General features: G+C 65.7%; 26 protein-coding genes. 9 read left to right on the forward strand and 17 right to left on the reverse strand.

The features are described from left to right. The first annotated feature begins 35 nt into the window (after nucleotides 1-35). Nucleotides 36-506 carry a BA14K family protein gene (locus GRZ55_RS19020; protein ID WP_169288538.1) on the forward strand — a complete coding sequence of 157 codons (471 nt, stop codon included), beginning with the start codon at nucleotides 36-38 and terminating at the stop codon, nucleotides 504-506. A gap of 66 nt (nucleotides 507-572) precedes the next feature. On the opposite strand, the gene GRZ55_RS19025 is transcribed toward GRZ55_RS19020, so the two are convergent. The 4 genes from GRZ55_RS19025 to GRZ55_RS19040 form a co-directional block, all read right to left on the reverse strand. After that, nucleotides 573-863, reverse strand: coding sequence for a PilZ domain-containing protein (locus GRZ55_RS19025; protein ID WP_169288539.1), 291 nt, complete (start codon nucleotides 861-863; stop codon nucleotides 573-575). A gap of 290 nt (nucleotides 864-1,153) precedes the next feature. Next, nucleotides 1,154-2,173 (reverse strand): ketol-acid reductoisomerase, encoded by a 1,020-nt coding sequence (ilvC, locus tag GRZ55_RS19030; RefSeq protein WP_169288540.1) that lies wholly within the window; start codon nucleotides 2,171-2,173, stop codon nucleotides 1,154-1,156. A 28-nt stretch (nucleotides 2,174-2,201) separates the two neighbouring features. Next, nucleotides 2,202-2,855 (reverse strand): TetR/AcrR family transcriptional regulator C-terminal domain-containing protein, encoded by a 654-nt coding sequence (locus tag GRZ55_RS19035; protein ID WP_169288541.1) that lies wholly within the window; start codon nucleotides 2,853-2,855, stop codon nucleotides 2,202-2,204. 52 nt (nucleotides 2,856-2,907) lie between these two features. Then, complete coding sequence (locus tag GRZ55_RS19040) at nucleotides 2,908-3,828, reverse strand: helix-turn-helix domain-containing protein (RefSeq protein WP_169288542.1); 921 nt, start codon at nucleotides 3,826-3,828, stop codon at nucleotides 2,908-2,910. Between the two features lie 348 nt (nucleotides 3,829-4,176). On the opposite strand from GRZ55_RS19040, the gene GRZ55_RS19045 reads away from it, so the two are divergent. Next, nucleotides 4,177-4,782 carry a hypothetical protein gene (locus GRZ55_RS19045; RefSeq protein WP_169288543.1) on the forward strand — a complete coding sequence of 202 codons (606 nt, stop codon included), beginning with the start codon at nucleotides 4,177-4,179 and terminating at the stop codon, nucleotides 4,780-4,782. 51 nt (nucleotides 4,783-4,833) lie between these two features. Here GRZ55_RS19045 and GRZ55_RS19050 read toward each other — a convergent pair whose 3' ends face one another. Then, nucleotides 4,834-5,424: a hypothetical protein gene (locus GRZ55_RS19050; RefSeq protein WP_169288544.1), complete on the reverse strand. Its 591-nt coding sequence runs from the start codon at nucleotides 5,422-5,424 to the stop codon at nucleotides 4,834-4,836. A gap of 69 nt (nucleotides 5,425-5,493) precedes the next feature. Continuing rightward, a complete protein-coding gene (locus GRZ55_RS19055; RefSeq protein WP_169288545.1) occupies nucleotides 5,494-6,240 on the reverse strand; it encodes a pyridoxine 5'-phosphate synthase in 747 nt (248 codons plus the stop codon). Nucleotides 6,241-6,361: 121 nt separating this feature from the next. Between GRZ55_RS19055 and GRZ55_RS19060 the strand changes: the two genes are divergently transcribed. Beyond that, nucleotides 6,362-6,766: an STAS/SEC14 domain-containing protein gene (locus GRZ55_RS19060; RefSeq protein WP_169288546.1), complete on the forward strand. Its 405-nt coding sequence runs from the start codon at nucleotides 6,362-6,364 to the stop codon at nucleotides 6,764-6,766. Nucleotide 6,767: 1 nt separating this feature from the next. On the opposite strand, the gene GRZ55_RS19065 is transcribed toward GRZ55_RS19060, so the two are convergent. Beyond that, the gene (locus GRZ55_RS19065; RefSeq protein ID WP_169288547.1) at nucleotides 6,768-7,895 is read right to left on the reverse strand and encodes an ATP-dependent RecD-like DNA helicase; all 1,128 of its coding nucleotides are present in this window, start codon (nucleotides 7,893-7,895) and stop codon (nucleotides 6,768-6,770) included. 175 nt (nucleotides 7,896-8,070) lie between these two features. Between GRZ55_RS19065 and GRZ55_RS19070 the strand changes: the two genes are divergently transcribed. Together GRZ55_RS19070 and GRZ55_RS19075 are read left to right on the forward strand one after the other, a co-directional pair. Next, nucleotides 8,071-8,730 (forward strand): hypothetical protein, encoded by a 660-nt coding sequence (locus tag GRZ55_RS19070; RefSeq protein WP_169288548.1) that lies wholly within the window; start codon nucleotides 8,071-8,073, stop codon nucleotides 8,728-8,730. A gap of 68 nt (nucleotides 8,731-8,798) precedes the next feature. Beyond that, nucleotides 8,799-9,539 (forward strand): TylF/MycF/NovP-related O-methyltransferase, encoded by a 741-nt coding sequence (locus GRZ55_RS19075; protein ID WP_169288549.1) that lies wholly within the window; start codon nucleotides 8,799-8,801, stop codon nucleotides 9,537-9,539. 4 nt (nucleotides 9,540-9,543) lie between these two features. On the opposite strand, the gene GRZ55_RS19080 is transcribed toward GRZ55_RS19075, so the two are convergent. The 3 genes from GRZ55_RS19080 to GRZ55_RS19090 all read right to left on the reverse strand — a co-directional run bounded on the left by GRZ55_RS19080 (nucleotide 9,544) and on the right by GRZ55_RS19090 (nucleotide 12,694). Further along, nucleotides 9,544-10,140, reverse strand: a complete 597-nt coding sequence (locus tag GRZ55_RS19080) for a LysE family translocator (protein WP_169288550.1) — start codon at nucleotides 10,138-10,140, stop codon at nucleotides 9,544-9,546. Between the two features lie 124 nt (nucleotides 10,141-10,264). Then, entirely contained in the window at nucleotides 10,265-10,837 is a 573-nt protein-coding gene (gene ilvN, locus GRZ55_RS19085) for an acetolactate synthase small subunit (RefSeq protein ID WP_169288551.1), read from the reverse strand. Nucleotides 10,838-10,906: 69 nt separating this feature from the next. Next, complete coding sequence (locus GRZ55_RS19090; RefSeq protein WP_169288552.1) at nucleotides 10,907-12,694, reverse strand: acetolactate synthase 3 large subunit; 1,788 nt, start codon at nucleotides 12,692-12,694, stop codon at nucleotides 10,907-10,909. 344 nt (nucleotides 12,695-13,038) lie between these two features. Between GRZ55_RS19090 and GRZ55_RS19095 the strand changes: the two genes are divergently transcribed. Then, complete coding sequence (locus tag GRZ55_RS19095; protein WP_169288553.1) at nucleotides 13,039-14,850, forward strand: ATP-binding protein; 1,812 nt, start codon at nucleotides 13,039-13,041, stop codon at nucleotides 14,848-14,850. 42 nt (nucleotides 14,851-14,892) lie between these two features. Here GRZ55_RS19095 and GRZ55_RS19100 read toward each other — a convergent pair whose 3' ends face one another. Beyond that, nucleotides 14,893-15,663, reverse strand: a complete 771-nt coding sequence (locus GRZ55_RS19100) for a GGDEF domain-containing protein (protein ID WP_169288554.1) — start codon at nucleotides 15,661-15,663, stop codon at nucleotides 14,893-14,895. Nucleotides 15,664-15,732: 69 nt separating this feature from the next. Further along, the gene (miaA, locus tag GRZ55_RS19105) at nucleotides 15,733-16,635 is read right to left on the reverse strand and encodes a tRNA (adenosine(37)-N6)-dimethylallyltransferase MiaA (protein WP_169288555.1); all 903 of its coding nucleotides are present in this window, start codon (nucleotides 16,633-16,635) and stop codon (nucleotides 15,733-15,735) included. A gap of 21 nt (nucleotides 16,636-16,656) precedes the next feature. Between miaA and serB the strand changes: the two genes are divergently transcribed. Beyond that, nucleotides 16,657-17,544, forward strand: coding sequence for a phosphoserine phosphatase SerB (serB, locus tag GRZ55_RS19110; protein ID WP_169288556.1), 888 nt, complete (start codon nucleotides 16,657-16,659; stop codon nucleotides 17,542-17,544). Then, nucleotides 17,541-18,110 carry a GNAT family N-acetyltransferase gene (locus GRZ55_RS19115; RefSeq protein ID WP_169288557.1) on the forward strand — a complete coding sequence of 190 codons (570 nt, stop codon included), beginning with the start codon at nucleotides 17,541-17,543 and terminating at the stop codon, nucleotides 18,108-18,110. Before serB ends, GRZ55_RS19115 begins: the two co-directional genes overlap by 4 nt. A gap of 33 nt (nucleotides 18,111-18,143) precedes the next feature. On the opposite strand, the gene GRZ55_RS19120 is transcribed toward GRZ55_RS19115, so the two are convergent. From GRZ55_RS19120 to GRZ55_RS19140, 5 genes are all read right to left on the reverse strand, one after another. Beyond that, the gene (locus tag GRZ55_RS19120) at nucleotides 18,144-19,670 is read right to left on the reverse strand and encodes a DegQ family serine endoprotease (RefSeq protein ID WP_169288558.1); all 1,527 of its coding nucleotides are present in this window, start codon (nucleotides 19,668-19,670) and stop codon (nucleotides 18,144-18,146) included. A gap of 101 nt (nucleotides 19,671-19,771) precedes the next feature. After that, complete coding sequence (locus tag GRZ55_RS19125; RefSeq protein ID WP_169288559.1) at nucleotides 19,772-19,957, reverse strand: DUF2065 family protein; 186 nt, start codon at nucleotides 19,955-19,957, stop codon at nucleotides 19,772-19,774. A 12-nt stretch (nucleotides 19,958-19,969) separates the two neighbouring features. Further along, nucleotides 19,970-20,959, reverse strand: a complete 990-nt coding sequence (gene hflC / locus GRZ55_RS19130) for a protease modulator HflC (RefSeq protein ID WP_169288560.1) — start codon at nucleotides 20,957-20,959, stop codon at nucleotides 19,970-19,972. Beyond that, nucleotides 20,959-22,083 carry an FtsH protease activity modulator HflK gene (hflK, locus tag GRZ55_RS19135; protein ID WP_169288561.1) on the reverse strand — a complete coding sequence of 375 codons (1,125 nt, stop codon included), beginning with the start codon at nucleotides 22,081-22,083 and terminating at the stop codon, nucleotides 20,959-20,961. The genes hflC and hflK overlap by 1 nt, the downstream gene beginning before the upstream one ends. A 150-nt stretch (nucleotides 22,084-22,233) precedes the next feature. Next, nucleotides 22,234-22,731 carry a dihydrofolate reductase gene (locus GRZ55_RS19140; protein ID WP_368856646.1) on the reverse strand — a complete coding sequence of 166 codons (498 nt, stop codon included), beginning with the start codon at nucleotides 22,729-22,731 and terminating at the stop codon, nucleotides 22,234-22,236. A 307-nt stretch (nucleotides 22,732-23,038) separates the two neighbouring features. Here GRZ55_RS19140 and phoB point away from each other — a divergent pair, with 307 nt between their 5' ends. Next, a complete protein-coding gene (gene phoB / locus GRZ55_RS19145) occupies nucleotides 23,039-23,728 on the forward strand; it encodes a phosphate regulon transcriptional regulator PhoB (RefSeq protein WP_169288586.1) in 690 nt (229 codons plus the stop codon). Nucleotides 23,729-23,730: the final 2 nt, after the last annotated feature.

Genomic DNA, 23,730 nt, shown 5'->3' on the forward strand with positions numbered 1-23,730 from the left:
GATCGAACCGCGATGACAACACGGGAGGTCCCGAAATGAGACGTCTGAAAACAGCAATCACCAGCTTTGCCTGCGCCGCCGGGCTGGCGCTTGGCCTTGCGGCCATTGCGCCTGCCCATGCCGCGGGCCCCGCCAGCGCCATGAGCCAGGCCCGCGCGGCACTCGCACCGGCGGTTTCGTCGGCCCACATCATTCAGGTTCAGGATGGTGATTTCGGCCATCGCTATCGCCATCTGGATCGCAGGAACCGCCACTGGCGGGGGTCGCGCCAGTACCATCACCGGCGCCACTACAGTCCCGGACCGGGTTTCTACTTCCAGTTCGGCACGCCGCGCCATTATGGCCCGCCGCCACGCCACTACGCCCCGCCGCCGCGCCACGCCTATCGCTTGCCGGTTGCCCATGTGCGCTGGTGCCAGAACCGATACCGGTCCTACCGCGTGTCGGACAACAGCTTCCAGCCCTATAACGGGCCGCGCAGGCAGTGCCGCTCGCCCTATTACTGAGCCGCTGACGGCAGAATAGAAGGGCGGCGGCCCCCAAGCCGCCGCCGCCCTCTCCCCGCCCCCAACCTATTCGAAATCGATCCCGACCGCCTCGCCGGTCCGCCAGCGCACGCGCGCCGTGCGCACGCCTTCCTCGCCTGCAATAACCAGGTCGAAGCGCGCCGGCACGCCCATCGTATCCCCTAGCACGAGCCTTGCGCCGCGATCGGACTGGTTGCGCAGCACGCATTCCATGGCGCCATATCCCTGGTTGAATTCCAACCGGGCGCCCTTCAGCACGCGCCGCCGTCCTTCCGCGCGGCGATCGGCGAAGATCTCGCCATCGATTGCGATCGATCTTTCCGTAATCGGCATCATCACAGCCTCCATCTGGCTACATGACGTGTGATGCGAGATCCGTGCCAACTCGATTGCGTGCCGAAACGAAACAGGCCGGGGTCTCCCCCGGCCTGTCGCGAAAGTCACGTCTGTGCTCGACCTTCAGTTTGCGCTCCTTGTCGACCAGGCGGTTGGCGGAAGTCTCCCGCGACGCCGCAGGCGCGCAAGACAAGGATCGTGGATCGATCAGTTCCGCTCCTTGTCGACCAGCCGGTTGGCGGGAGTCCCCCGCGACGCCGCAGGCGCGCAAGACAAGGATCGTGGATCGATCAGTTCCGCTCCTTGTCGACTAGGCGGTTGGCGGAGATCCACGGCATCATGCCGCGCAGCTTCTCGCCCACTTCCTCGATCTGGTGGCTGTCGTTCATGCGGCGGATGCCCTTGAAGCGGGCCATGCCGGAGCGATACTCCTGCATCCACTCGGAGGTGAACTTGCCGGTCTGGATGTCGGTCAGCACACGCTTCATCTCGGCCTTGGTCTCGGCGGTGATGATGCGCGGGCCCGAAACATACTCGCCCCACTCGGCGGTGTTGGAGATCGAGTAGTTCATGTTGGCGATGCCGCCCTCATAGATCAGGTCGACGATCAGCTTCACTTCGTGCAGGCACTCGAAATAGGCCATTTCGGGAGCGTAGCCGGCTTCCACCAGCGTCTCGAAGCCGGCGCGGATGAGCTCGACGAGACCGCCGCACAGGACCACCTGCTCGCCGAACAGATCGGTCTCGCACTCTTCCTTGAAGTTCGTCTCGATGATGCCGGAGCGCCCGCCGCCCACGCCGCAGGCATAGGAGAGGCCGAGATCGAGCGCATTGCCCGAGGCGTCCTGATGGACGGCGACCAGGCACGGCACGCCGCCGCCCTTCTGGTATTCGCCGCGCACCGTGTGGCCGGGACCCTTGGGCGCCACCATCAGCACGTCGACACTGCTCTTGGGTTCGATCAGGCCGAAATGCACGTTGAGGCCGTGCGCAAAGGCGATGGCCGCACCGTCGCGGATGTTCGGTGCGATCTCGTCCTTGTAGATGTCGGCCTGAAGCTCGTCGGGCGTTGCCATCATCATCAGGTCGGCCCAGCCGGCGGCTTCCGCCACGCTCATGACCTTGAGCCCGTCGGCCTCGACCTTCTTGGCCGTGGCCGAACCCGGACGCAGGCCCACGGCGATCTCCTTGACGCCGGATTCCTTGAGGTTGAGCGCGTGCGCCCGTCCCTGCGAGCCGTAGCCGATAATGGCCACCTTCTTGCCCTTGATGAGATTGAGATCGGCGTCGCGATCGTAATAGACACGCATATTGGCTTCCTTCCCGTGTGTTGTGTCGTCAGTTGCGGTTCGTTCCCGGTGCCGGCTTCGCCGCACCGAAAAGGGTGAAAAACTGTCGCGTCGCGCGCGCCGCATCCGCCGCGATCTCCGCCCGGCTCATCGCCAGGGGATCGCCCAGCAGCAGGCGGATCTGCACGTCGCGGCCGACGAGGCCGAAAAATGTCCGGAACGCCACTTCCGTATCGTCGAACAGAAGAAGCCCGGCCTCGCGCGCGGCTTCCAGAAGCGGCTTCAGGCGTTCGCCGATGGCGAGCCGGCCATTCGCCAGGACGATGCCGCCCAGGTCGCTCTTGCCCGAACCCGCATCCGCGATCGCCACCCGGTTGAGGGCAACCGAGGTGCGCGACGAGATTACGGTCAGCCAGTTGGCGGCGAAGGCTTCAAGGCTCTCGGAAAGCGCGTGTGCGTCGAGATGCTGTCGATCCCAGTTGCCCGCCCTCACCTTCGAGGCCTGCCAGCGAACGGTCGCCGTGAGAAGACCGTCGCGATCGCCGAACCATTTGTAAAGCGTCTCCTTCGAACAACTCGCCCGCCGCGCCACCGCCGTCATCGTCAGCCCGTCGCGGCCCTCCACCAGAAGCGCCAGCACCACGTCCAGTACTTCCTGCTGGCGCGGCGAGAATTCGGTTTCGGAATAGGTCGTTACCTCCATCCGCGCTCTGTACCGTACCGTACGGTACGGCGTCAAGCGTCGCTGATGGTGCCTATAGCGAAGCCAGCCAGCCCTTGAAGACCAGCCGGTCGGGGTCGCGCGCACCTGCCGCGAGCGCAGCCGCGTTGCGCCCTTCCAGGACGGCGCTGCGCGCCTCGCGCGGGCTGAACCCGAAATGCGACTTGAAAGCGCGGCTGAACTGCGCCTCGCTGGAAAAGCAGAGATTGTGGCCGATATCCCCCAGCCGGGCGCCCTGCCCCTGCTCGATGATGTCGCGCATCGCCTGGTTGAGGCGGGCTTCACGGATGGCCTTCGCCACGCCGCCCTGCGCCTCGAACAGCCGGTAGAGCGTGGCCCGCGAGACGCCCGTCGCCCGCGCCACGGTCGAAGGCTCGAGGCCCGGCGCGCGAAGGTTCCCGGCGATGTAGCCGCGGGCACGCGATATGGTCGCCACCTCCAGATCCGCCCGCGCCCGCGCCGCGCTTTCGCGCGAGGGTTCCAGGCAGGCGGCAAGCAGACCGGGCGTCAGCGCGTTGATCGCCGCCACCTCGGCAGCCCCCATCGTGCTGCCATGGCGCATGAGCGAGACGGCGTGATCGGCGAATATCATGGCCATGGGGCTCGCCAGGGCCGCCCCATGCAGTCGCGCCAACTCGCCATCCGACACCCCGAGCAGGCGCCGCGGCACCACGACAGACACGTTGTGGCACGGCGTCAGGCCGTACTCGGTCACGCGACCGAGATCGATCACCACCACATGCCGGGCCCTGCCCCCCTCCTCCGGCGCCCGGTCGAGATCGATCCTGATCATGATGTGGTCGATGAAGTCGCGCAACAGGCGCGCGCGCGGCCGCGTGAAGCAGAATTCGTGGCTGCGCATGGAACTGATGAGAAGGGATCCCAGATTGATACTGTGGATCTCGGCCGAGAAATGGGCCTCGTCCTCGCCGCGCAGCAGATTCATGTCGAACATGGAATCGATGCGGGCCCGAAACGCCTCGTATCTCAGGGCGACAGGTAGACGATCGGAAGAGAATACCTGTGAAACGGGAGATACAGGCGGCACGGCAGCTATTCTCCTCGGCGTTGCACTACCATGACAGATCGGACGTCGCCCGTGACGCAAGCCGGCACATTGAGACAGACGCGCAACTCTTGCCGCGAAGATGAGACGCTGTCGATAGCGCCCGTGTCGGGAAACGGCTTAATGGCTTGGGGGAACGACGGGTGAGACAGAAAAACCGCTTGCGAGCGAGGGCCTCTTCTCGATCCCAAGGCAGCGTGATCCCGACGAAGGCACCTTCGCGGACGAGGAGGAAAGATGCGAGCAGTCGCGGCAAGATGGATGATGTTGATGGGCTTCGCGGCAATTGTCGCGGGCTGCGTGACGACCGAGCAGGCTGGTCAGGCGATGCAGTCGCGCTGGATCGGCCAGGACGCCGACGTCTTCTTCCAGCGCTACGGCGCCCCGATCTCCGAATTCGCCCTGTCGAGTGGCGATCTCATGTACACATGGCGCGGTGGCGAGACCACGAAATACATCGCCGCCACCTACTCCAATCCGCCGGCCGCGGCCAATCCTTCATTTGGCACGTCGCCCTTCGGACGGTCGTCTTCCGCCACCGATCCGCTGTACAGCCGCGAGCGCGTGCGCACCGAGACGCAGGTCGAGAACCCCCGCGCAGGCGTGACCCGGACCACCACCACCACGACGTCGAGCAGCGCCTCGATCGGCCTCGGCGGGTTGGGCTCCACCGCTGGCGGCCGTCAGATGCTCTCGCCGCCGCGCACCGAGCAGCTCTTCTGCGAGCTTCAGATCACGGTCGACCGGGGCAACATGATCCGGTCCCTTCGCATCACGCGCGATACGGCGGCCGCCGGCATCGGGCTTTCCCGCTGTGCTGAGGTGCTCGACGTCAGGAACTGATGTGGCGGGAGATTCACCCCCGGGGGCAGCGTCAGGCGGCTTGCCGACAATTCAGAGTCGGCAGCCGCGCAATTGCTGGGCATAGCTGTTGGCCATGTTCGCCGCGCGCCGTGCGGCGGCCTGCATGCCCGGATTGTTGCGCCACACCCCGCGGCGATACCCGGCATGGCCGCCATAATAGGAGAGATAGAGGTTGTAGGCGTCGTTCAGCGCGATGCCGTTCTGTTCGTGGCTGCGGCGGTGATACCAGCCCACGAAGTCCACGGCGTCCGAGAAACTCGTGCGCCGCGCGCCGCGATTGCCCGTCGCCCGGCGGTATTCGTCCCACGTCCCGTCCAGCGCCTGCGAATAACCATAGGCGGTCGAGGCCCGGGTCCAGGGGATGAAGCCCATCAGCTTGCGCCGTGGCGGACGCGCCCTTTGCTCGAAGCCCGACTCGATGCGGATCGTAGCCAGGAGAACATGGATCGGCACGCCGTATTTGCGCTCCGCCGCACGCGCCGCGCTATGCCAGTTGCCAACCCAGCCATTGTTCTGGGCAAGCACCGCACAGACATTGTTGATCTGGCTGGGCTTGGTGGCACAGCCGGCAAGGGCGAGAAAAACCGCGCAGACAGCGATGACGCAATACGAGGAACGCATGCCTCGATCGATATCGCTAAAATCCTAAGGATTGACCAATCCCGACATTAACCATGTCGGCGCGCGGTTCTATCCCTGGAGCGCCTTTAGATACCGCCTTACCGTCCCCGCCATGCCATGTTCCAGCGCATCGGCGGCCAGCCCATGCCCGATCGAGACTTCCGCCAGCGTCGGTATCGCGCGCGCCAGCGCCGGCAGGTTTGCCACCGTCAGGTCATGGCCTGCATTGACCCCGAGCCCCATCGCCCTCGCCATCCCCGCCGTTTTCCCGAGCCTTTCCAGCTCCCTGGCGGCCTTTGCGGAATCATCGTGGCAAGCGCCATAGGGACCCGTATAGAGTTCCACCCGATCGGCGCCGGTGGCCTTGGCGGCCTCAAGCTGCTCCTCGGAGGCATCCGGATCGCAGAACAGCGAAATCCGCGCGCCGGTCTTCGTCAACCGCGCCACCTTCGCCTTCAGCATGTCGCGATGGGCAAGGAAGTCCCAGCCATGGTCCGAGGTCGGCTGCTCGGGATCGTCGGGCACCAGCGTGATCTGCTCGGGTTCGGCGGCTTCAGCCAGCGCCAGGAAGTCGTCCGTCGGATAGCCCTCGATGTTGAACTCGGCTTGCGGGAACTCGTCGTCGATGAGGGCGCGGATGTCGGGCAGGTCCGAAAAACGTGTATGCCGCTGGTCCGGTCGTGGGTGAACGGTGAGCCCGTGCGCCCCGGCCGCAAGAGCGATACGCCCCAGGACGGTCACGCTCGGCCATGGCAGGTCGCGACGGTTGCGCAAAAGCGCGACCGCGTTCAGATTGACTGAGAGTTGGGCGGGCATCCAGGTTCTGCCTTTCTCGCACGAATGTTGCCGGTTCTAGCGCCCGTCTCGTGGAACGAACAGGGTTTTCCCGTGTTCACGAGAGGGTTAGTCTTGGTCCACCGGCTCAAAGAGGATTCTCATGTCGCTTCATCCGCTCGATCGCATCCCGGCCCTCCGCCGCATCGACACCGACCGCTCGGACGTCTTTGCCATCGAGGTTTCGGGCTATGTGACCTCGGCGGACGTGGAGAACCTCTATGGCCTGATGGAAGGCGCCTATGCGTTGCACGACCAGCTCGACCTTCTCGTGAGGCTGACCGACTTCGAGGGCGTCGACGCCCAGGGATTGTCGCGCGAGACGACCGAGGAGGTCCGTGAGCATGCCCGGGGCCATGTGCGTCGCTGCGCGACAATCGGTTCGACCGGCGACCTGTGGGACTCCCGCACCTTCCTGCGCCTGCCCTCCGATGTGGATCACCGCGATTTCGCCCCTGAAGAGGAGGCGGACGCCTGGGCCTGGCTCGGCGCCGCCCCGACCGATTGACCTACCGCACCACCGTCAGCCGCTCCGCCGCGCGTGTGACCGCCGTGTAGAGCCAGCGCTGGCGCGTATCGCGGAAGGCATAGCTCTCGTCGAACAGCACCACCTCGTCCCATTGCGAGCCCTGTGCCTTGTGCACGGTCAGCGCGTAGCCGAAGTCGAAATCGTCATAGCGCTTCTTCTGCTGCCACGGAATGTCGGCGTCGGGATCCTCGAAGGCGGCTTTCATCAGCTTGATCTTGGAGACGCCGCGATCGGGATCGTCCTCCTCGGGCGAGACCAGCAGATTGATGCCCGGCTTCACCGTCTCGCGCGAGGCCGTCATCACCTTCCACAGCGAGCCGTTGAGCAGCCCCTTGGAAGGATCGTTTCGCAGGCAGACCAGCTTGTCCCCCGCCTGCGGCAGCATTCCGTCGAAACCCTTCAATTCGCGCAGGCGCTGGTTGTAGCGCCGCCGCGTCCGGTTGGTCCCGACCAGCACCTGATCGGCCGACAGCACCAGCTCGCTGTTCACGTCCTCGCGCCCGATCACCTGCGCGGTGCCGTAATCGCCCTTCATGAACTCGCGGCCCTCGCGCACGTCCTGCGCCAGGCGCAGGATCGGGTTGTCGCGGGCCTGGCGATGGATCTCGGTCAGCAGATGGTCCGGCTCGTGCTCGGTGAAGAAGCCGCCGCCCGAGATCGGCGGCAGCTGCGCTGGATCGCCCAGCACCAGGATCGGCGTGCCGAAGCTCAGGAGATCGCGACCCAACGCCTCGTCCACCATCGAACACTCGTCCACGACAACCAGCTTGGCCTTGGCGATGGGGCTCTGCCGGTTGAGCGAGAAGGTGGGCGAGACGGAGGTCTTGCCCGTCATCTCGTCCTCGATCGCCTCCTCGCCGCGCGGGCGATAGATCAGCGAGTGGATCGTGCGCGCATTGGTGGCGCCGCGCGCCCGCAGCACCTGTGCCGCCTTGCCGGTAAAGGCGGCGAATTGCACATGCCCGTCTATGTCTTCCGCGAAATGGCGCGCCAGCGTGGTCTTGCCCGTGCCGGCATACCCGAACAGCCGAAAGAGCTGCCGGTCGGGAGCCTTGAGCCATCGCGCGACGGCCTTGAGCGCTTCGTCCTGTTGCGGCGAGAATTTCATCGCGTTTCAGTGACGGATTCTCCGCTGGGGGGCAAGCCCGCCTCTGAGCGTTCCGCAGGGGCCCCACCGGCGGCAGCTCGACCGCCACTGCTTCGGCTCATCGAAATGCGCGCGCGACCTTGACCGCGCCCTCGCACATGCGGCACGGGAAGGCTGATAACCGGACGGCGAGCCATTGGACAACGACCACCTCGACAAGCTGCGTCGGCAGCATCGCAAATGGCTGCGCCGGCGCGGCCTCCTGGACCGGCCCTGGTTGATCTTCGGCTCGGCACCCGATCCCACCCTGCCGATGGAACTTGCCCAACGCTGTGCGCGCATCGACATCAACAATGCGGGCCGCACCGCGGATGCGTTGGGGCTCGGCGCCGCCGATCTGACGATCCGCACCGAAGCGAAGCCGTGGGCGGAGCATCCCGATCTGCGCACGCGGGCAATGCTGTGGGTACATCCAGGCTCGCTGCTGCGCATGCGCTGGCACATCTTTCGCAAGACCAAGGCCAGGGTCGGCGCCCTGCGCCGCTGGAGCCGCGAGGAGCGCGAGGCCATCGTCGACGAAATCGTCGGCAAACCGCTCGGTGGCGTCGGCGACCTGGGAAAGGCGACGACCGGCGTCGCGGCGGTCTGTTACGGCCTGTTCGTGGGCGTTCCCGAAATCTACATATGCGGGTTCTCCATCTCCTCCGGCCACTCCTATGATGAGCGCAACCGGGCCCGCAAGCAGATCGAGGAGGACCTGTTCGCCTTCGAGCAGCTGCGCGCGCGCCCGCATCTCTGGACAACGGAGCAAGCGCTTTCCGAGCAGGTGGGCCTGCGCCTTTACGGCCGGGATTGACGGGCCGCTGGCTTGCACGCGCCGCCGCCGGACGCTATGGCCGCCCTTGGAACCATGAAGGTAGTTCGATGAAGCTCAGGCACGCATTTCAGGCCGTCTTCGGATCGCGCAGGCGCCGCGACAGCGCCTGGTACGAAATCGCCGCTGCCCAGGGGGAGCGCCACGGTTTCCACGTCTACTCGCCCCACATGGTCTGGAAGGACCAGCCCTTCTTCCGCAAGGGCCGCGAGAAGGCGGCGGGCGTCAAGGGCATCCCCGATCCGCGCTCCTTCGTGCTGCAGAGCTGCATCAGGTCACTCGCGAATGTCGAGGGCGATGTGGCGGAATGCGGCGTGCGGCAGGGCCGCTCCGCCCTCTTCATGCTGGCAGCCGACGAGCGGCCGCGTACCTATCATCTTTTCGATTCCTTCGCCGGACTGTCGAGCCCGGGCGAGCTCGACCGCCGCCCGGACGGCACGCTCGGCTGGAAGGAAGGTGATCTTTCGACCGACGAAGCGCTGGCCCGCGGCAACCTCGCCGCCTTCGACAATGTCTCCTTCCATGTCGGCTGGATTCCCGACACTTTCCCGGCCATTGCGGATCGCCGTTTCGCGCTCGTCCATGTCGATGTCGATCTCTACGAGCCGACGCGCGATGCCCTCGCCTTCTTCTTCGAACGTCTCCAGCCGCACGGCATGATCGTTTGTGATGATTATGGCTCGGCCCGCTGCCCCGGCGCCCGGCGCGCCTTCGACGAGTTCTTCGCCGACCGGCCGGAGGGCATCATCGAGTTGCCGACGGGCCAGGCCCTGGTCACCAGGCGCGCCTGAAGCATCACCTCAGCATCGGCCACAGGCTTGCTGCCAGCAATAGCCCCATGGCGATGTTGAACCATTTGAGGCGAACCGGGTCGGCGAGAAAGCCGCGCATCGCGGTGCCGAAGCCAGCCCAGATGGACACGCTCGGGAAATTGACCAGCGTGAAGGCAATCGAGACGAGAAGCACCGAGACGACGGGCGCCTGCGGGCTGGTGTAGATCGCCATCGCGGTGACCGCCATCATCCAGGCCTTCGGGTTGACCCATTGAAAGGCGGCTGCCTCGAGGAAGGTCATCGGACGACCGTCCTTGCCCTCCTTGGTGTCGAGCGACCGCGACATGGCGATCCGCCAGGCGAGATAGAGCAGATACGCCCCGCCGGCGATCTTGAGCACCAGATGCAGGGTAGGAAACGCCGCCAGGAGCGCGCCCAGGCCGAAGCCCACCGCCAGAAGCAGCGAGGCGAACCCGCCCGCAATGCCGAACATATGCGGGACGGTGCGGCGGAAACCGAAATTCACCCCCGATGCCAGCAACATGAAATTGTTCGGCCCCGGCGTGACCGAGGAGACGAAGGCGAAGGCGACCAGCGCTGCGAAAATGTCGGCGGACATGGGGTGGTCCTGTTGAGGTCGATAATCATGACCTGTTTGTCGGCACGGATGATCGACCAGCCCGGCCGAAGGGCTGGCCCAGGCAAGAGACGGCTCTGCGGATGAGACTGCGCGGGAAGGTGGCCTACATGCCTTCCGGGCCGCGATTGAGCGCGGCCACGCCCGTCCGGCACACCTCGACAAGCCCGAGAGGCTTCATGATCGCGATGAACTGCTCGATTTTGGAGACACGGCCGGTCAGTTCGAAGACAAAATGCCCGGTATTGGCATCGATCACATTGGCGCGAAAGGCTTCCGCCAGCCGCAATGCCTCGACGCGGGCATCGCCCGTGCCCGCCACTTTGACCAGCGCCAGTTCGCGCTCGAGCGGTCGGTCATGGCCGTATTCCGCGGCCGCGATCGTCATGTCGACCACCCGGTGAACCGGCACGATCCGCTCCAGCTGGTGGCGGATCTGGTCGAGCACTTGCGGGGTCGCGCTTGTGACGATGGTGATGCGCGAGAGATGCTTCTCGTGCTCGGTCTCCGAGACCGTCAGGCTGTCGATATTGTAGCCGCGGCCCGAAAACAGCCCGATCACCCGCGCCAGCACGCCCGGCTCGTTGTCGACCAGCACCGACAATGTGTGCTTCTCGGGTTTCGCCACCTCCTTGGAGATGAAATAGGCGGATCCGGTGGGCTGGAGTTGGGCGTTCATGGGTGAATCACTTCTCGAAAATGTTGCGATAAGGTCCTGGCTGTCCTGCTTGATTTCCTGGCTGGACAGCTACACCAGCGCCCTGCCCTTGGCGTCGATGGCATTGGCCACCGCCTCGTCCGACGCCTCGTCCGGCAGGAGCATCTCGTTGTGGGCCTTGCCCGACGGGATCATGGGGAAGCAGTTGGCGAGCGCGGCAACGCGGCAGTCGAAAAGGACCGGCTTGTCGACCTCGAGCATCTCGCGGATCGCATCGTCCAGGTCCCCAGGCTTGTCGCAGCGAATGCCGTGGCAGCCATAGGCCTGCGCCATGAGCACGAAATCGGGCATCGCCTCCGTATAGGAATGCGAAAGCCGGTTGCCGTGCAGCAATTGCTGCCACTGGCGCACCATGCCCATATGCTGGTTGTTGAGGATGAATATCTTGATCGGCGCCTCGTATTGCACCGCCGTCGACATCTCCTGCATGGTCATCTGGACGGACGCATCGCCCGCAATGTCGATCACCAGCGCGTCGGGATGGGCGATCTGCACGCCAAGCGCGGCTGGCAGCCCGTAACCCATGGTGCCGAGCCCGCCGCTCGTCATCCAGCGGTTCGGCTCTTCGAAACCGAAATGCTGGGCCGCCCACATCTGGTGCTGGCCGACCTCGGTCGTCACGAAGGTCTTGCGGTGCTTGGTCAGCTCATAGAGCCGCTGGACGGCATATTGCGGCATGATGACGTCGTCATTGGGCTTGTAGGCCAGCGAGTCGCGGGCACGCCACTTCTCGATCTGCTCCCACCAGGGCGCGAGCGCCTTCTTGTCGGCCTTGACCGTGGCGCGCCACAGCCGGACCATGTCCTCCAGCACCCGGCCGACATCGCCCAGGATCGGCACGTCGACATGAACGTTCTTGTTGATCGAGGACGGGTCGATGTCGATGTGGATCTTGCGCGAATGCGGGGAGAAGGCGTCGAGCCTGCCGGTGATGCGGTCGTCGAAGCGCGCCCCGATGCACACCATGACGTCGCAATCATGCATGACCATGTTGGCTTCGTAGGTGCCGTGCATGCCCAGCATCCCGAGCCAGGCCGCGCCGGAAGCCGGGTAGGCGCCCAGCCCCATCAGCGTGGAGGTGATGGGGAAGCCTGTCAGTTCGACTAGGTCGCGCAGCAGATGGCTGGCCTCGGGACCCGAATTGATGACGCCGCCGCCCGAATAGATCACCGGCTTGCGTGCCTGCGCCATCAGCGCCACCGCAGCCTTGATCTGCTCCAGGTCGCCCTGGATCTTCGGCTGGTAGCTGGTGCGGGGCGCCGTCTGCGGCGGCGTGTACATGCCGATCGCGAACTGGATGTCCTTGGGAATGTCGACGACGACGGGTCCCGGGCGCCCCGTCGTGGCGATGTGAAACGCCTCGTGCAGCACCGCGGCCAGCTGGTTGACATCCTTGACCAGCCAGTTGTGCTTGGTGCAGGGGCGCGTGATGCCCACCGTATCGCACTCCTGGAAGGCGTCGGAACCGATCAGCGCCGTGGGCACCTGGCCGGTGATGCAGACCAGCGGGATCGAATCCATCAGCGCATCCTGGAGCGCGGTCACCGCATTGGTGGCGCCGGGGCCCGAGGTCACCAGCATGACGCCGGCCTTGCCGGTCGAGCGCGCATAGCCCTCGGCCGCGTGGCCGGCCCCCTGCTCGTGGCGCACGAGAATATGCTCGACATCCTCCTGCTGGAAAATCTCGTCATAGATGGGAAGCACCGCACCGCCGGGGTAGCCGAAGATGTGGCGGACGCCGTTGTCCTTCAGCGCCTGGACCACCATCTCGGCTCCAGACATCTCGCGTCGTCCGGTCTCGCTCTTCCCGCTGTTCATCGGTCTCTTCCCGTCTTTCCTGCGCCTGCGGCGTTTTGATGCGTAATTCTGGTTCGGGCAACAAAAAAGGCCCCCGAAGGAGCCTGCTTTTTCGCGCATGGGGAGCTGTCGCCGGGCGGCTACGCCGCCTTGCCCATGCGCTTTCCTACTACGAGAATGATGGTCTTGCTCATGGCGCGGCAACTTAAGTGTCCGCGTGCCGCTCGTCAACGTTCTTTTGTGCCTGCGCGAAACCCGGTGTTTGCCGCAATCGCTTAACCTGTCCTCAACCACATCTTCGAACGACCGTTTAACCCCATCCCGTTAGGCTTCGGGTTTCGGGGGGGACGTGAAGGGGACAGTGCATGTTTGTAGAGCGCGCGAGCACGCTCGGCGAGGAAACCAGCCAGGAACGCCGCGATACGAGGCAGCCCAGCGCGCGGGTGCTCGGTCGCGTCGTGCAATGCGATGGCGCGCGCGCGCGCATGTCGGCCTTCTCGCATGCGGACGAAGCGGGGGAAGCCGGCCTCTGGACCGTCGGCAGACTGGTGTCGATCAATCTGGGCGACATCCGCACCGTCGGCCTGGTCTACAAGATTGAATCGCCGTCCGGCGCCTGGGTGGAGGGCGAGGACAATCCCATCATGGTGGACGTGGAACTGATCGGCGAGGTTCGCGACACGCCTCAGGGACAGCCCTTTTTCGACCGCGGCATCACGCGATATCCCCATGTCGGCGCCATCTCGCATCGGATCCGCTCCAGGGATCTCGCGGCCGTCTACGAACTGGGCGGACGCAATGCCGTCACCATCGGCCATCTCTCCCAGGATGGGTCCATCGAAGCGCGCATCGCCATCGACGACACGCTCAGCCGCCATTTCGCCATCGTCGGCACGACCGGCGTGGGCAAGTCGACGGCCGTCTCGCTGTTCGTGCGCAAGGCGGTGGCTGCCCGCCCCGACCTGCGCGTCCTCATCCTTGATCCCCACAACGAATTCTCCGCGGCGTTTCCCGAAAACTCCATACGCATCGATACCTCGACCCTCGAACTCCCTTTCTGGCTCTTCCGCCTCGAGGAATTCGTCGAGGTTCTGTTCCGGGGCCGCGAGGCGGTGCCGGAGGAGGTCGACCTCCTGCGCGACTACATCCCGATGGCCAAGCAGATGTACGGATCGGCGGCCACAAGCCCCGTCGTCAAGCGCTCCAGCGGCCCGCATTCCCTCACGGCCGACACGCCCGTCCCCTACCGGATCGCCGACATCCTGCGTCTCATCGATGACCGGATCGGCATATTGGAGGCCAAGGCGGAACGACCTTTCCTGCGATCGCTGCGCATCCGCATCGAGGCCGCCATGGCCGATCCGCGCTATCGCTTCATGTTCGCCTCGCGCCTGATCGAGGACAATATCCACCAGACGATCGGCAGGATCTTCCGCGTTCCTCACGAGAACCGGCCGATCACGTGTTTCGAACTCGCGGGCATGCCCTCCGAGGTCGTCAACTCCGTCTGCTCGGTGCTTTCGCGGCTGGCCTTCGACATTGCGCGCGGCAGCCAGGGCCGCCTGAAGCTGCTGGTGCTGTGCGAGGAGGCCCACCGCTACATGCCGGCGGATCCCTCGCTGGGCTTCGCGCCGACACGCCACGCCCTATCGCGCATTGCCAAGGAGGGTCGCAAATATGGCTGCTTCCTCGGCGTCATCACCCAGCGCCCCGGCGAACTCGACCCGACCGTCCTGTCCCAGTGCTCGACGATCTTTGCCATGCGACTGGCCAATGAGCGCGACCAGGAGATCATCCGTTCGGCCATCGCGGACTCCTCCGCCTCGACCCTTTCCTTCCTGTCGGCCATGGGTCAGCGCGAGGCGATCGCCTTCGGCGAGGGCGTGGCCACGACCACCCGCCTGCGCTTCGAGCAGATGGACGCAGCGCTCCTGCCGGGCTCGGCATCGAAGCGCGAGGCCGTCGAGATCATGTCCGATGGCGACGACGTCGATCTCTTTTCGATCGTTTCTCGCCTTCGCACCGTCGGGCGCGTGGTGGAGCAGGTCCCCATGCCCGGACCACCTGCCGATGATGCGGCGCGGATTGCGCAGGCCGTTGCGGCGCGCCCCGAAGCCCAGCAAAGGCTGGCACTTCGTCGAGAGGACGATCACGCCTTCCGCAGGCTCTACGAATAGTCCAGGAGGCTGCGGGCAAAGCCCGCGGCAAAGGATGTGCCGTCAGGCCGAGACGCGGTTGCGCCCGCTTCGCTTGGCTTCGTAAAGCCGCGTGTCGGCGCGCCGGAAGAACTCTTCGGCGTTTTCGCGACCATCCCACACCGCCGCGCCGATGCTGGCGGTCACGCGGATGCGCCCGCGCGGCGTCGTGACCAGGACCTGCGCGACGGCGTTTCGGATTCGGCCGGCAAAGTCGACCAGTTCCGCCTCGTTCAGGTTCGGCACCACCAGCGCGAACCCCTCGCCGCCCAGTCGCGCGAGCACGTCATGGAAGCGCGTGACGGCGCGCAAATTGACCCCGACCTCGCGCAACACCTGGTCGCCCACGTCGTGGCCGTGGGTATCGTTGATCTGCTTGAAGTGATCCAGATCGAGGATCAGCAGGCCGAGCGGTTTGTCGACGCTTCTGAACGCGTCCAGATACTCGCGCAGCGCTTCATCGAAATAGCGCCGGTTCTGCATGCCGGTCAGCGCATCGGTCAGGGCGGCCTGCTGCAGCGTCTCCGAGCGATGACTGAGGGCCGCCGTCATCGCCCTGAGCTTGCCCTCCTCGCGCACCTGGGTCCGGATGATCGGATAGATGAAGAAGACCCCGAACAGGATCGCCGTGGCGATCAGCACGGCCGCCGCGAAGAGATGCTGGTCGAGCGACGCCGGTATGCCCGCCCCCACCGCCGGCTTGTGCAGGCTGTAGGCGTGCAGAATCACGACGCCGGCGAGGAAGACGACCGCGATAAAGACAAAAAAGGCCGTCTCGGCCTTGTGAAACCGCATCAAACTCCCCCACCCGGTGCATGGGCCAATACACCACTTCCGCTCTTTCGGGCCGGTTAACTGATTGCTTCAAACCAATGGATATTGCGCGTCGGGCGCGTGAATTCGCTGCCACGCCGTGCCGAACTGGTTGCGGAACCAGGTCGACTGGCGCTTGGCATATTGCCGCGTCGCGGCCTTGGCCTTCGCGATTGCATCCGCAAGTGTCATCGCGCCCTCGAGCACGCCCGCCAGCTCGCGCACGCCGATCGCCTTCATGGCCGGCATGCGCTGCGACAGGCCGAGCGCGAGAAGCGCGCGCACCTCCTCGATCGCTCCCGCCTCGACCATCCGGTCGAAACGGCTTTCGATGCGCGCCACCACCGCTGCCCGATCGGGCTCCAGAACCAGCAACCGCGCGCTGGCGGCATCGACCAGCGGCCGCCCGCGCTGCGCCTGCCAGTCGAGGATCGACCGTCCGGAGGCTTCCACGACCTCCAGCGCACGCACGATGCGCTGCCCGTCCTGGGGCTGAAGCGCCTCCGCGGCCGCTCGGTCCCGCTGCCACAGCGTCGCGTGCAGCGACGCTGCGCCCTCGGCGAGCAGCTGCGCGCGCCAACGCTGGCGGATTTCGTCCGGTATGTCCGGCATCGGCGACAGCCCCTCCAGAAGAGCCCTGAAATAGAGCCCCGTGCCCCCGACGAAGACCGGCGCCCCGCCCTCGAGCCGGCCGGAACCGAGGAGATCTTCGACCTCCCTGAGCCAGCGTCCCGTCGAATAATCCTCGCCCGGATGGACATGCCCGTAGAGCGCATGCGCAACCGCCGCCATGTCGGCTTCATCCGGGCGCGCTGTCAGGACGCGCAGGATCGAATAGACCTGCATCGAATCGGCGTTGATTATGGTCCCGCCGCTCCGCCGCGCCAGGTCGAGTGCCAGCCGCGACTTGCCGCTCGCCGTCGGCCCCGCTATCAGGATCGCATTCTCAAGCATGCTCGCGGACCGTCATTCTCCATGCCACTCGTCGCAACCCTCATCTCCAGCCAGGCGCAGCGCGCGCTTTCGCAGCCGCTCGCAGATAAGGCCGCACGCGCCATCGGCGCAACCCGGCACGACTGGCTGGCCCCCGAGATCGCCTGCGACCTGCCCGTCCCGGGCGGCATGGCGAAGGGCGAGGCGCTCGCGGCCTTGAACGCGGCCCTTGACGGCGCGCCAGTCGATTGCGTGGTCCAGGCGGCCGACGACCGGCGCCGTGCGATTTTGATCGCCGACATGGATTCCACCATGATCGATCAGGAATGTATCGACGAACTTGCCGACATGGCCGGCCTCAAGGAACATGTGGCCGCGATCACCGCCCGCGCGATGAATGGCGAGATCGAATTCGAGGGCGCGCTGCGCGAGCGTGTGGCGCTTCTGGCCGGGCTCGAAGCTGCCGTCATCGACCAGGTGATCGCCGAGCGCATCACGCTGGCGGCCGGAGGCCGGGAACTGGTGGCGACCATGAATGCGGCGGGCGCTTTCACCCTGCTCGTTTCAGGTGGGTTCACCACCTTCACGACCCGCATCGCCGCCATGTTGGGCTTTCGCGAGCACCAGGCCAATGTTCTGATCGAGGCAGAGGGCAGGCTCGCTGGCACGGTCGCCGAGCCCATCCTCGGCCGCGCCGCCAAGGCACAGGCCCTGCGCGCCGTCTCCGCCCGTCTCGGCCTGTCTCCCGGCGATGCCATCGCGGTTGGCGACGGGGCGAACGATCTCGACATGGTGCAGCTCGCCGGCACGGGCGTCGCCCTCCACGCCAAACCCTCCGTCGCCTCTGCCGCCCCCCACCGCATCGACCACGGCGACCTGACGGCGCTGCTCTACATGCAGGGCTACCGGCGCGACGAATTCGTCGCATGAAACCGATCGAGACCGGCCGGCTGATCATCCGCAACTGGGAAGATCAGGACCGCGACCTCTTTTTCGAGATCAATTCCGACGACCGCGTCATGGCGTTTTTCCCCTTCCGCCGCGACCGCGCGCAGTCGGACGAATTCATGGATCGCATCCGCGCGGAGATCGCGACCCGCGGCTACGGCTTCGCCGCGCTCGAGCTGAAGGAGACCGGCGAGACGATCGGCTTCGCGGGCCTGATGCCGACAGGGATCGTTCCTTCCCTGGCTGAGGGTTGTGTCGAGATCGGCTGGCGACTTGCGCCGCGTTTCTGGGGCAAGGGCTATGCCACTGAGGCAGCCGAGCGCCTGTTGGCCTTCGGCTTCGAGGATCTGGAACTCCCCGAGATCGTGTCCTTCGCGGTCTGGAACAACCACGCCTCCACGGCCGTGATGCGCCGCATCGGCATGGTGGCCGATCCCACGGGCGACTTCGACCACCCGAACGTTCCCGACACCCATCCGCATCTGAAGCGGCATGTACTTTATCGGCTTGATGCAAGCGCCTGGCGCACAAGAAAAAAGGCGGGCTGAGCCCGCCTTTTTCAATTCGCATTCAGGCCCGCCTCACTCCATCCTGAGCGTCACGAAGCGCAGCTCGCCCGATCCGTTGGACAGCATCAGCAGCGCGTTGCGGCGCCCCTGGTTGCGCAGGGCAGCGATCCGCCGCGTCACGTCCTCCGGTGTCGACACGGCCTCCTGCGCGATCTCGGTGATCACTTCGCCGGGCTGGATGCCCCGTTCCTCGGCGGCCGACCCTTCCTCGATCTCGGTGATGATCACGCCCCGCACGTCGGCGCCGATGTCGAAGCTGGACCTGAGGTCCTCGCTCAGTTCGGCCACCGTCATGCCGAGAATGCTTGCAGTATCGACCGCATCGGGGGACGGAGCCACGTCGGGTTCCTCGCCTTCGGGCACGTCGAGCGAGGCGGCATCGGCATCTTCCAGCCGCCCGAGCGTGATCTGCACGGTTTCTTCCTCGCCATTGCGCACCAGAACCACGTCGACGGTCTGGCCGACCGGGCTTTCGGCCACGATGCGTGGCAGATCGCGCATCTGGCGTATGGCGCGGCCATTGAACGAGATGATGACGTCGCCGGCCTGGATGAGCCCGTTATCGGCTGGTCCGCCCTGAACGATGCCGGCCACCAGTGCGCCGTTGGCCGTTTCCAGGCCGAGGCTCTCGGCGATGTCTTCGGTCACCGGCTGGATGCGGACCCCGAGCCAGCCACGCCGCGTCTCGCCGAATTCGACGAGCTGGTCGATCACCGTCATGGCGAGTGCGGAGGGAATGGCGAAACCGATACCGATCGAACCGCCGGTCGGTGAGATGATTGCGGTGTTGATGCCGATCACCTGCCCGTCCATGTCGAAAAGCGGCCCACCGGAATTGCCCCGGTTGATCGCGGCATCGGTCTGGATGAAGTCGTCGTAGGGGCCGGAGCGGATGTCGCGCCCGCGCGCCGAGACGATGCCGATTGTCACCGATCCCCCAAGGCCGAACGGATTGCCGATCGCCATCACCCAGTCGCCGATGCGGATCGCGTCCGAATCGCCGAAATCGACGTCCGACAGGGGACGCGCGCTCGGATCGACGCGCAGCACTGCAAGGTCGGTCTGCGGATCGGCACCCACCAGCTCGGCCGGCAGCGACGAGCCATCGGAGAAGTTGACCTCGATGGCGTCGGCATCGGCGATCACGTGGTTGTTGGTGATCACGATGCCCTGCTCGGCATCGAGGACGAAACCCGAGCCCAGCGACTGCATGGGACGACCGGGCGCCTGCCCGCCCTCCCCGCGATCGCGGAAGAATTCCTCGAAGAAATCCTGGAAGGGCGAGCCTTCGGGAAGCTGCGGCGGCGTGGGCGCGCTGCGCGAGCCGCCGCCCCCGCCCCGCGACTGCGAGGTGGAGATGTTGACCACCGCGTCGAGCAGCCCTTCCGCCAGGTCGGCCACCGAGCTCGGACCCTGCGTCACCTGGGGCTGCGCCTGTGCCAGGGCTGGACCGGGCGACAGGCCGGGGGCGCCGAGCGCCAGCGCTGCAAGTGCTGCCAGGGCCCAGCCGACCCTCCTGCTGGTGGCATTGGACGTCATGCGTGTCGTCTCCCGTTTCTCTTGCGCCTTCGGCAGGGCTTGCCGGCCGATGGCATTCTTCAAACAAATGCGGCGCGGGTACGTCCCCGCTCGCCGATGTGTCAGCCGCGCACGGCCCACACGAGGACGAGACCCAGGACGGCCGCGCCGATACCCGCGATACGCAGGGTCGAATCCGGAATGGTAAGGACTTGGGCGGCCAGCCGCTTCGCCGTCTGCGGCAGGCCGCCATAGATGATGCCCTCGATCACCAGGACAAGACCCAGGGCGACGATCAAATCGCTCACCGGGTCACGGCCCTACTGGGCCGCGCCGGTGGCGGTGATCGTGGTGTCGAGGCCGGGCGCCAGCTGCGCGTCGACTTCCGGTGCGGGCTGCTGGCCCTGGGGAAGCTGCGGCGCGGTCAGGGGCCGGCCGGCCGAATGGCCGAAGAAGCGGAAGAACTCCGAATCCGGCGACAGGACCATGGTCGTGCCATCGCCTTCGAGCGCCCGGCTGTAAGCGGCCATCGAGCGATAGAACTCGAAGAACTCGCTGTCGCGGGAGAACGCGTTGGCGAAGATCGCGTTGCGCTCGGCCTCGCCTTCACCGCGAAGGATTTCCGATTCGCGGCGGGCATCGGCGACGATCTCCACCACTTCACGGTCAGCCCGTGCGCGGATGCGCTGGGCCGCCTCGCGGCCACGGGCACGCAGCCTCTCGGCTTCGGCCAGACGCTCGGCACGCATACGCTCGTAGGTCTGCTGCGAGACTTCCCGCGTCAGATCGGTCCGGCGGATACGCACGTCGACCACTTCAAGCCCGAGCGACGTTGCATCGGGACGCAGCTGATCGCGCACTTCGCGCATCATGGCGGAACGCTCTTCCGACAGCGCGGCTTCGAAGCCACGCAGGCCGTAGACCCGACGCAGCGAGGCGTCGAGACGGGTCCTCAACCGCTGCTCGGCAAGCTGGACGCTACCCGAGACGGCCGAACGGAACCTTCGCGCATCCGAGATGCGGTAGGCAACGAACGCATCCACCTCGTAGAAGCGGCCGCCCGACACCTGGACGCGGATGTCGTCGAGATCGAAGCGCAGCACCCGGTCCTCGATGAACTGGACGTTGTCGGCCTCGACGAAGGAGAAGGGCAGCTTGAAGTAGAGGCCCGGCTCCGTCTTGACCTCGACGATTTCACCGAAGCGCAGCACGATTGCCTGCTGGCGCTCGTTGACCACGAAGATCGACGACCATGCCAGGAAGAGAACGATGGCGCCGATGACGGCGATGATTGGAAGACGATTGGCCATCAGTTGGACCCTCCCTGCGAGACAGGCTGGCTGCGGCGCGCGTCAAGCTCCGGCAGCGGCAGGTAGGGAACAACACCCTGGCCGTTTGCACCGGTCTCCACGATCACCTTGTTGGAACCACCCAGCACGTTTTCCATGGTTTCAAGGAACAGACGCGTACGTGTCACGTCGGGAGCCTTGGCGTATTCGTCATAGACCAGGATGAAGCGCTGCGCCTCACCGGTGGCCTCCTGCACGACGCGGGCCCGGTAACCGGCCGCCTCTTCCCGGATCTGGGCCGCTTCACCGCGGGCCGCACCGAGCTGCTGGTTGGAATACTGGTTGGATTCTTCGACGAAGCGGTCTTCGTCCTGCTCGGCGCGCTGCACCTCCTCGAACGCGTCGGCCACTTCCTGCGGCGGTGCGGCGTCCTCGATCGAGATCGCGTTGACGCCGAGACCGGTGCCGTATTCCTCAAGGGTGGTCTGGACGATCTCGCGCACCTCGGCCGCGATTCCCTCGCGGTCGTCACGGAAGATGTCCTGGGCGGGACGACGGCCCACCACTTCACGCATGGCGCTTTCGGAGACCTGGCGCACCATCTCGTCCGGCGTCTGCACGCGGAACAGATAGGCCGCCGGATCGATGGTCTGGTAGGCAACGGAGAACTTGATGTCGACGATGTTCTGGTCGCCCGAAAGCATCAGGCCCGAGGAACTGCCGCCGCGAAGCTCGCCGATGTCGACCAGCTTCTCGGCCACGTTGGCCTTCTCGACGGTCTCGACCGGCCACCAGTGGAAATGCAGGCCAGGCTGCGAGACTTCGTCCTTGGGCTTGCCGAACCGCAGTTCGATCGCCAGCTCGTCCGGCTGCACCGTGTAGATCGACTGGAACAGCCAGAAGGCTGCAACCGCGAGCACGATCAGGCCGATGAAGGCCGGGCTGGACTTGCCGCCGCCGGGAATGGCCTGCTTCAGGCGATCCTGTCCGCGACGGATGATGTCTTCCAGATCCGGGGGCGAACCCTGCGGGCCACCGCCGCCACCCACGGGTCCGCGCGGTCCCTGACCCCAGGGTCCGCCGCCCCCCTGGCCGCCGCCGCCCCAAGGGCCGCCGCCGCCACCATTTTGATTGTTCCAGGGCATGACTTCCTCTCGATTTATAGAGTTTTTTTCGGATCGCCGGAACCAGCCGCCGCAACGAACCGTTACATCCGGTTATAAGGGTGCAATGTGGCGCTTTCAACGCGCGCTCGTTCGATTCCGGACAGCGCGCGGCACCTGGCCGCATGCGAGCTAGGCTTTCAGCCGCGTGTAGACGACATATTCGGTGGCGAAACTGTCCCTCTCCCCGGCAGCCACCGCCTCGCGCGAGACAGGCTGCCAGACGGCCGGATCGATGGCCGGGAAATGCGTGTCTCCCTCAAGTTCCGCCTCGACATGCGTCACGTGCAGCATATCGGCCGCGTCCATGGCCATCCGGTAGATTTCACCGCCCCCGATGATTGCTGCCGCTTCCGCGCCCTCCGTCTTGGCGATAGCGAGCGCCGCGTCGAGCGACGGCACCGTTTGGGCACCCTGCGCCGTGTAGTCACGATTGCGTGTGACAACGATATTGCGCCGTCCCGGCAACGGCTTGCCGATGCTTTCCCATGTCTTCCGGCCCATGATCACCGGCTTGCCCATCGTTCCGGCCTTGAACCGCTTCAGGTCGGTCGAAAGCCGCCAGGGCATGTCGCCGTCATTGCCGATGACCCCGTTTCTGGCCACGGCCACGTAAATCTCGACGTCCACCGTCACCTGCCTCGTCGGTTCGAATCGTCCCGCACGATAACCACGCCTCATGCGGGGACAAGCCCGCGCCCTTTTGCCGGCGCCCCCTTCTCGGCCTGTCATCAAAGTGTCATCGCACTGTCCTATCCCGCCAATGTGCTTCAAGCGCCGCATGCTATGTTGCAGGTGAATCGAAACGCGAGCCGTGTCACCCATGAGCCTGAACGGAATCGACTTTTCCGCCCCGCGGCCTCGTGTCGCCGCCGCCTCGCCCCCGACACCCGCGTCCTCGGCGCGTGATGGCCAACAGAACCGCTCCGAGCAGGCGATGTTCGCGCCAAGGGTGATGGTGGTGGAGGACGAGGAGCCCCTGTGCGTCCTCCTGCGCTACAATCTCGAGGCCGAAGGCTACCATGTCGAGACGGTGATGCGCGGCGACGAGGCGGAACTGCGCCTGCGCGAATCCGTGCCCGACCTTCTGGTTCTCGACTGGATGCTGCCGGCCGTCTCCGGCATCGAGCTGTGCCGGCGCCTGCGCGTGCGCCCCGAGACCGAGCGCCTGCCCATCATCATGCTGACGGCGCGCGGCGAGGAGAGCGATCGCGTGCGCGGTCTTGCGACGGGCGCCGACGACTACCTCGTCAAGCCCTTCTCGATGCCCGAATTCATCGCCCGCGTGCGCGCGCTCCTGCGCCGCGCTAAGCCCGAAACGGTCGCCAACGTGCTCACCGTCAAGGATCTGGTGCTCGATCGCGAGCAGCACCGCGTCTTCCGCAAGGGCAAGGGCATCAGCATCGGCCCCACCGAATACCGGCTTCTGGAATTTCTCATGCTGTCGCCCGGCCGCGTCTTCTCGCGCGAACAGCTTCTCGACAATGTCTGGGGCAACAACGTCTATGTCGACGAGCGCACCGTCGACGTCCATATCGGACGCCTGCGCAAGGCCATCAACACCGGCCGCTCGGTCGACCTCATCCGCACCGTGCGCGGCGCCGGCTATTCCATCACCGTCGAGTGAGC

The organism is Chelativorans sp. ZYF759, from assembly GCF_012911015.1.
Classification (GTDB): domain Bacteria; phylum Pseudomonadota; class Alphaproteobacteria; order Rhizobiales; family Rhizobiaceae; genus ZYF759.

Bases quoted from the DNA above. Each gene is read 5' to 3' on its own strand.
- GRZ55_RS19115 (WP_169288557.1), top strand. From the start codon at position 17,541: ATGAAACCGATCGAGACCGGCCGGCTGATCATCCGCAACTGGGAAGAT.
- ilvC (WP_169288540.1), bottom strand. From the start codon at position 2,173: ATGCGTGTCTATTACGATCGCGACGCCGATCTCAATCTCATCAAGGGC.
- GRZ55_RS19025 (WP_169288539.1), bottom strand. From the start codon at position 863: ATGATGCCGATTACGGAAAGATCGATCGCAATCGATGGCGAGATCTTC.
- miaA (WP_169288555.1), bottom strand. From the start codon at position 16,635: ATGCTTGAGAATGCGATCCTGATAGCGGGGCCGACGGCGAGCGGCAAG.
- GRZ55_RS19045 (WP_169288543.1), top strand. From the start codon at position 4,177: ATGCGAGCAGTCGCGGCAAGATGGATGATGTTGATGGGCTTCGCGGCA.
- GRZ55_RS19100 (WP_169288554.1), bottom strand. From the start codon at position 15,663: ATGCGGTTTCACAAGGCCGAGACGGCCTTTTTTGTCTTTATCGCGGTC.
- GRZ55_RS19075 (WP_169288549.1), top strand. From the start codon at position 8,799: ATGAAGCTCAGGCACGCATTTCAGGCCGTCTTCGGATCGCGCAGGCGC.
- GRZ55_RS19065 (WP_169288547.1), bottom strand. From the start codon at position 7,895: ATGAAATTCTCGCCGCAACAGGACGAAGCGCTCAAGGCCGTCGCGCGA.
- phoB (WP_169288586.1), top strand. From the start codon at position 23,039: ATGTTCGCGCCAAGGGTGATGGTGGTGGAGGACGAGGAGCCCCTGTGC.
- GRZ55_RS19120 (WP_169288558.1), bottom strand. From the start codon at position 19,670: ATGACGTCCAATGCCACCAGCAGGAGGGTCGGCTGGGCCCTGGCAGCA.
- GRZ55_RS19055 (WP_169288545.1), bottom strand. From the start codon at position 6,240: ATGCCCGCCCAACTCTCAGTCAATCTGAACGCGGTCGCGCTTTTGCGC.
- GRZ55_RS19060 (WP_169288546.1), top strand. From the start codon at position 6,362: ATGTCGCTTCATCCGCTCGATCGCATCCCGGCCCTCCGCCGCATCGAC.
- GRZ55_RS19050 (WP_169288544.1), bottom strand. From the start codon at position 5,424: ATGCGTTCCTCGTATTGCGTCATCGCTGTCTGCGCGGTTTTTCTCGCC.
- GRZ55_RS19080 (WP_169288550.1), bottom strand. From the start codon at position 10,140: ATGTCCGCCGACATTTTCGCAGCGCTGGTCGCCTTCGCCTTCGTCTCC.
- ilvN (WP_169288551.1), bottom strand. From the start codon at position 10,837: ATGAACGCCCAACTCCAGCCCACCGGATCCGCCTATTTCATCTCCAAG.
- GRZ55_RS19090 (WP_169288552.1), bottom strand. From the start codon at position 12,694: ATGAACAGCGGGAAGAGCGAGACCGGACGACGCGAGATGTCTGGAGCC.
- serB (WP_169288556.1), top strand. From the start codon at position 16,657: ATGCCACTCGTCGCAACCCTCATCTCCAGCCAGGCGCAGCGCGCGCTT.
- hflC (WP_169288560.1), bottom strand. From the start codon at position 20,959: ATGGCCAATCGTCTTCCAATCATCGCCGTCATCGGCGCCATCGTTCTC.
- GRZ55_RS19040 (WP_169288542.1), bottom strand. From the start codon at position 3,828: ATGTTCGACATGAATCTGCTGCGCGGCGAGGACGAGGCCCATTTCTCG.
- GRZ55_RS19095 (WP_169288553.1), top strand. From the start codon at position 13,039: ATGTTTGTAGAGCGCGCGAGCACGCTCGGCGAGGAAACCAGCCAGGAA.
- GRZ55_RS19035 (WP_169288541.1), bottom strand. From the start codon at position 2,855: ATGGAGGTAACGACCTATTCCGAAACCGAATTCTCGCCGCGCCAGCAG.
- hflK (WP_169288561.1), bottom strand. From the start codon at position 22,083: ATGCCCTGGAACAATCAAAATGGTGGCGGCGGCGGCCCTTGGGGCGGC.
- GRZ55_RS19020 (WP_169288538.1), top strand. From the start codon at position 36: ATGAGACGTCTGAAAACAGCAATCACCAGCTTTGCCTGCGCCGCCGGG.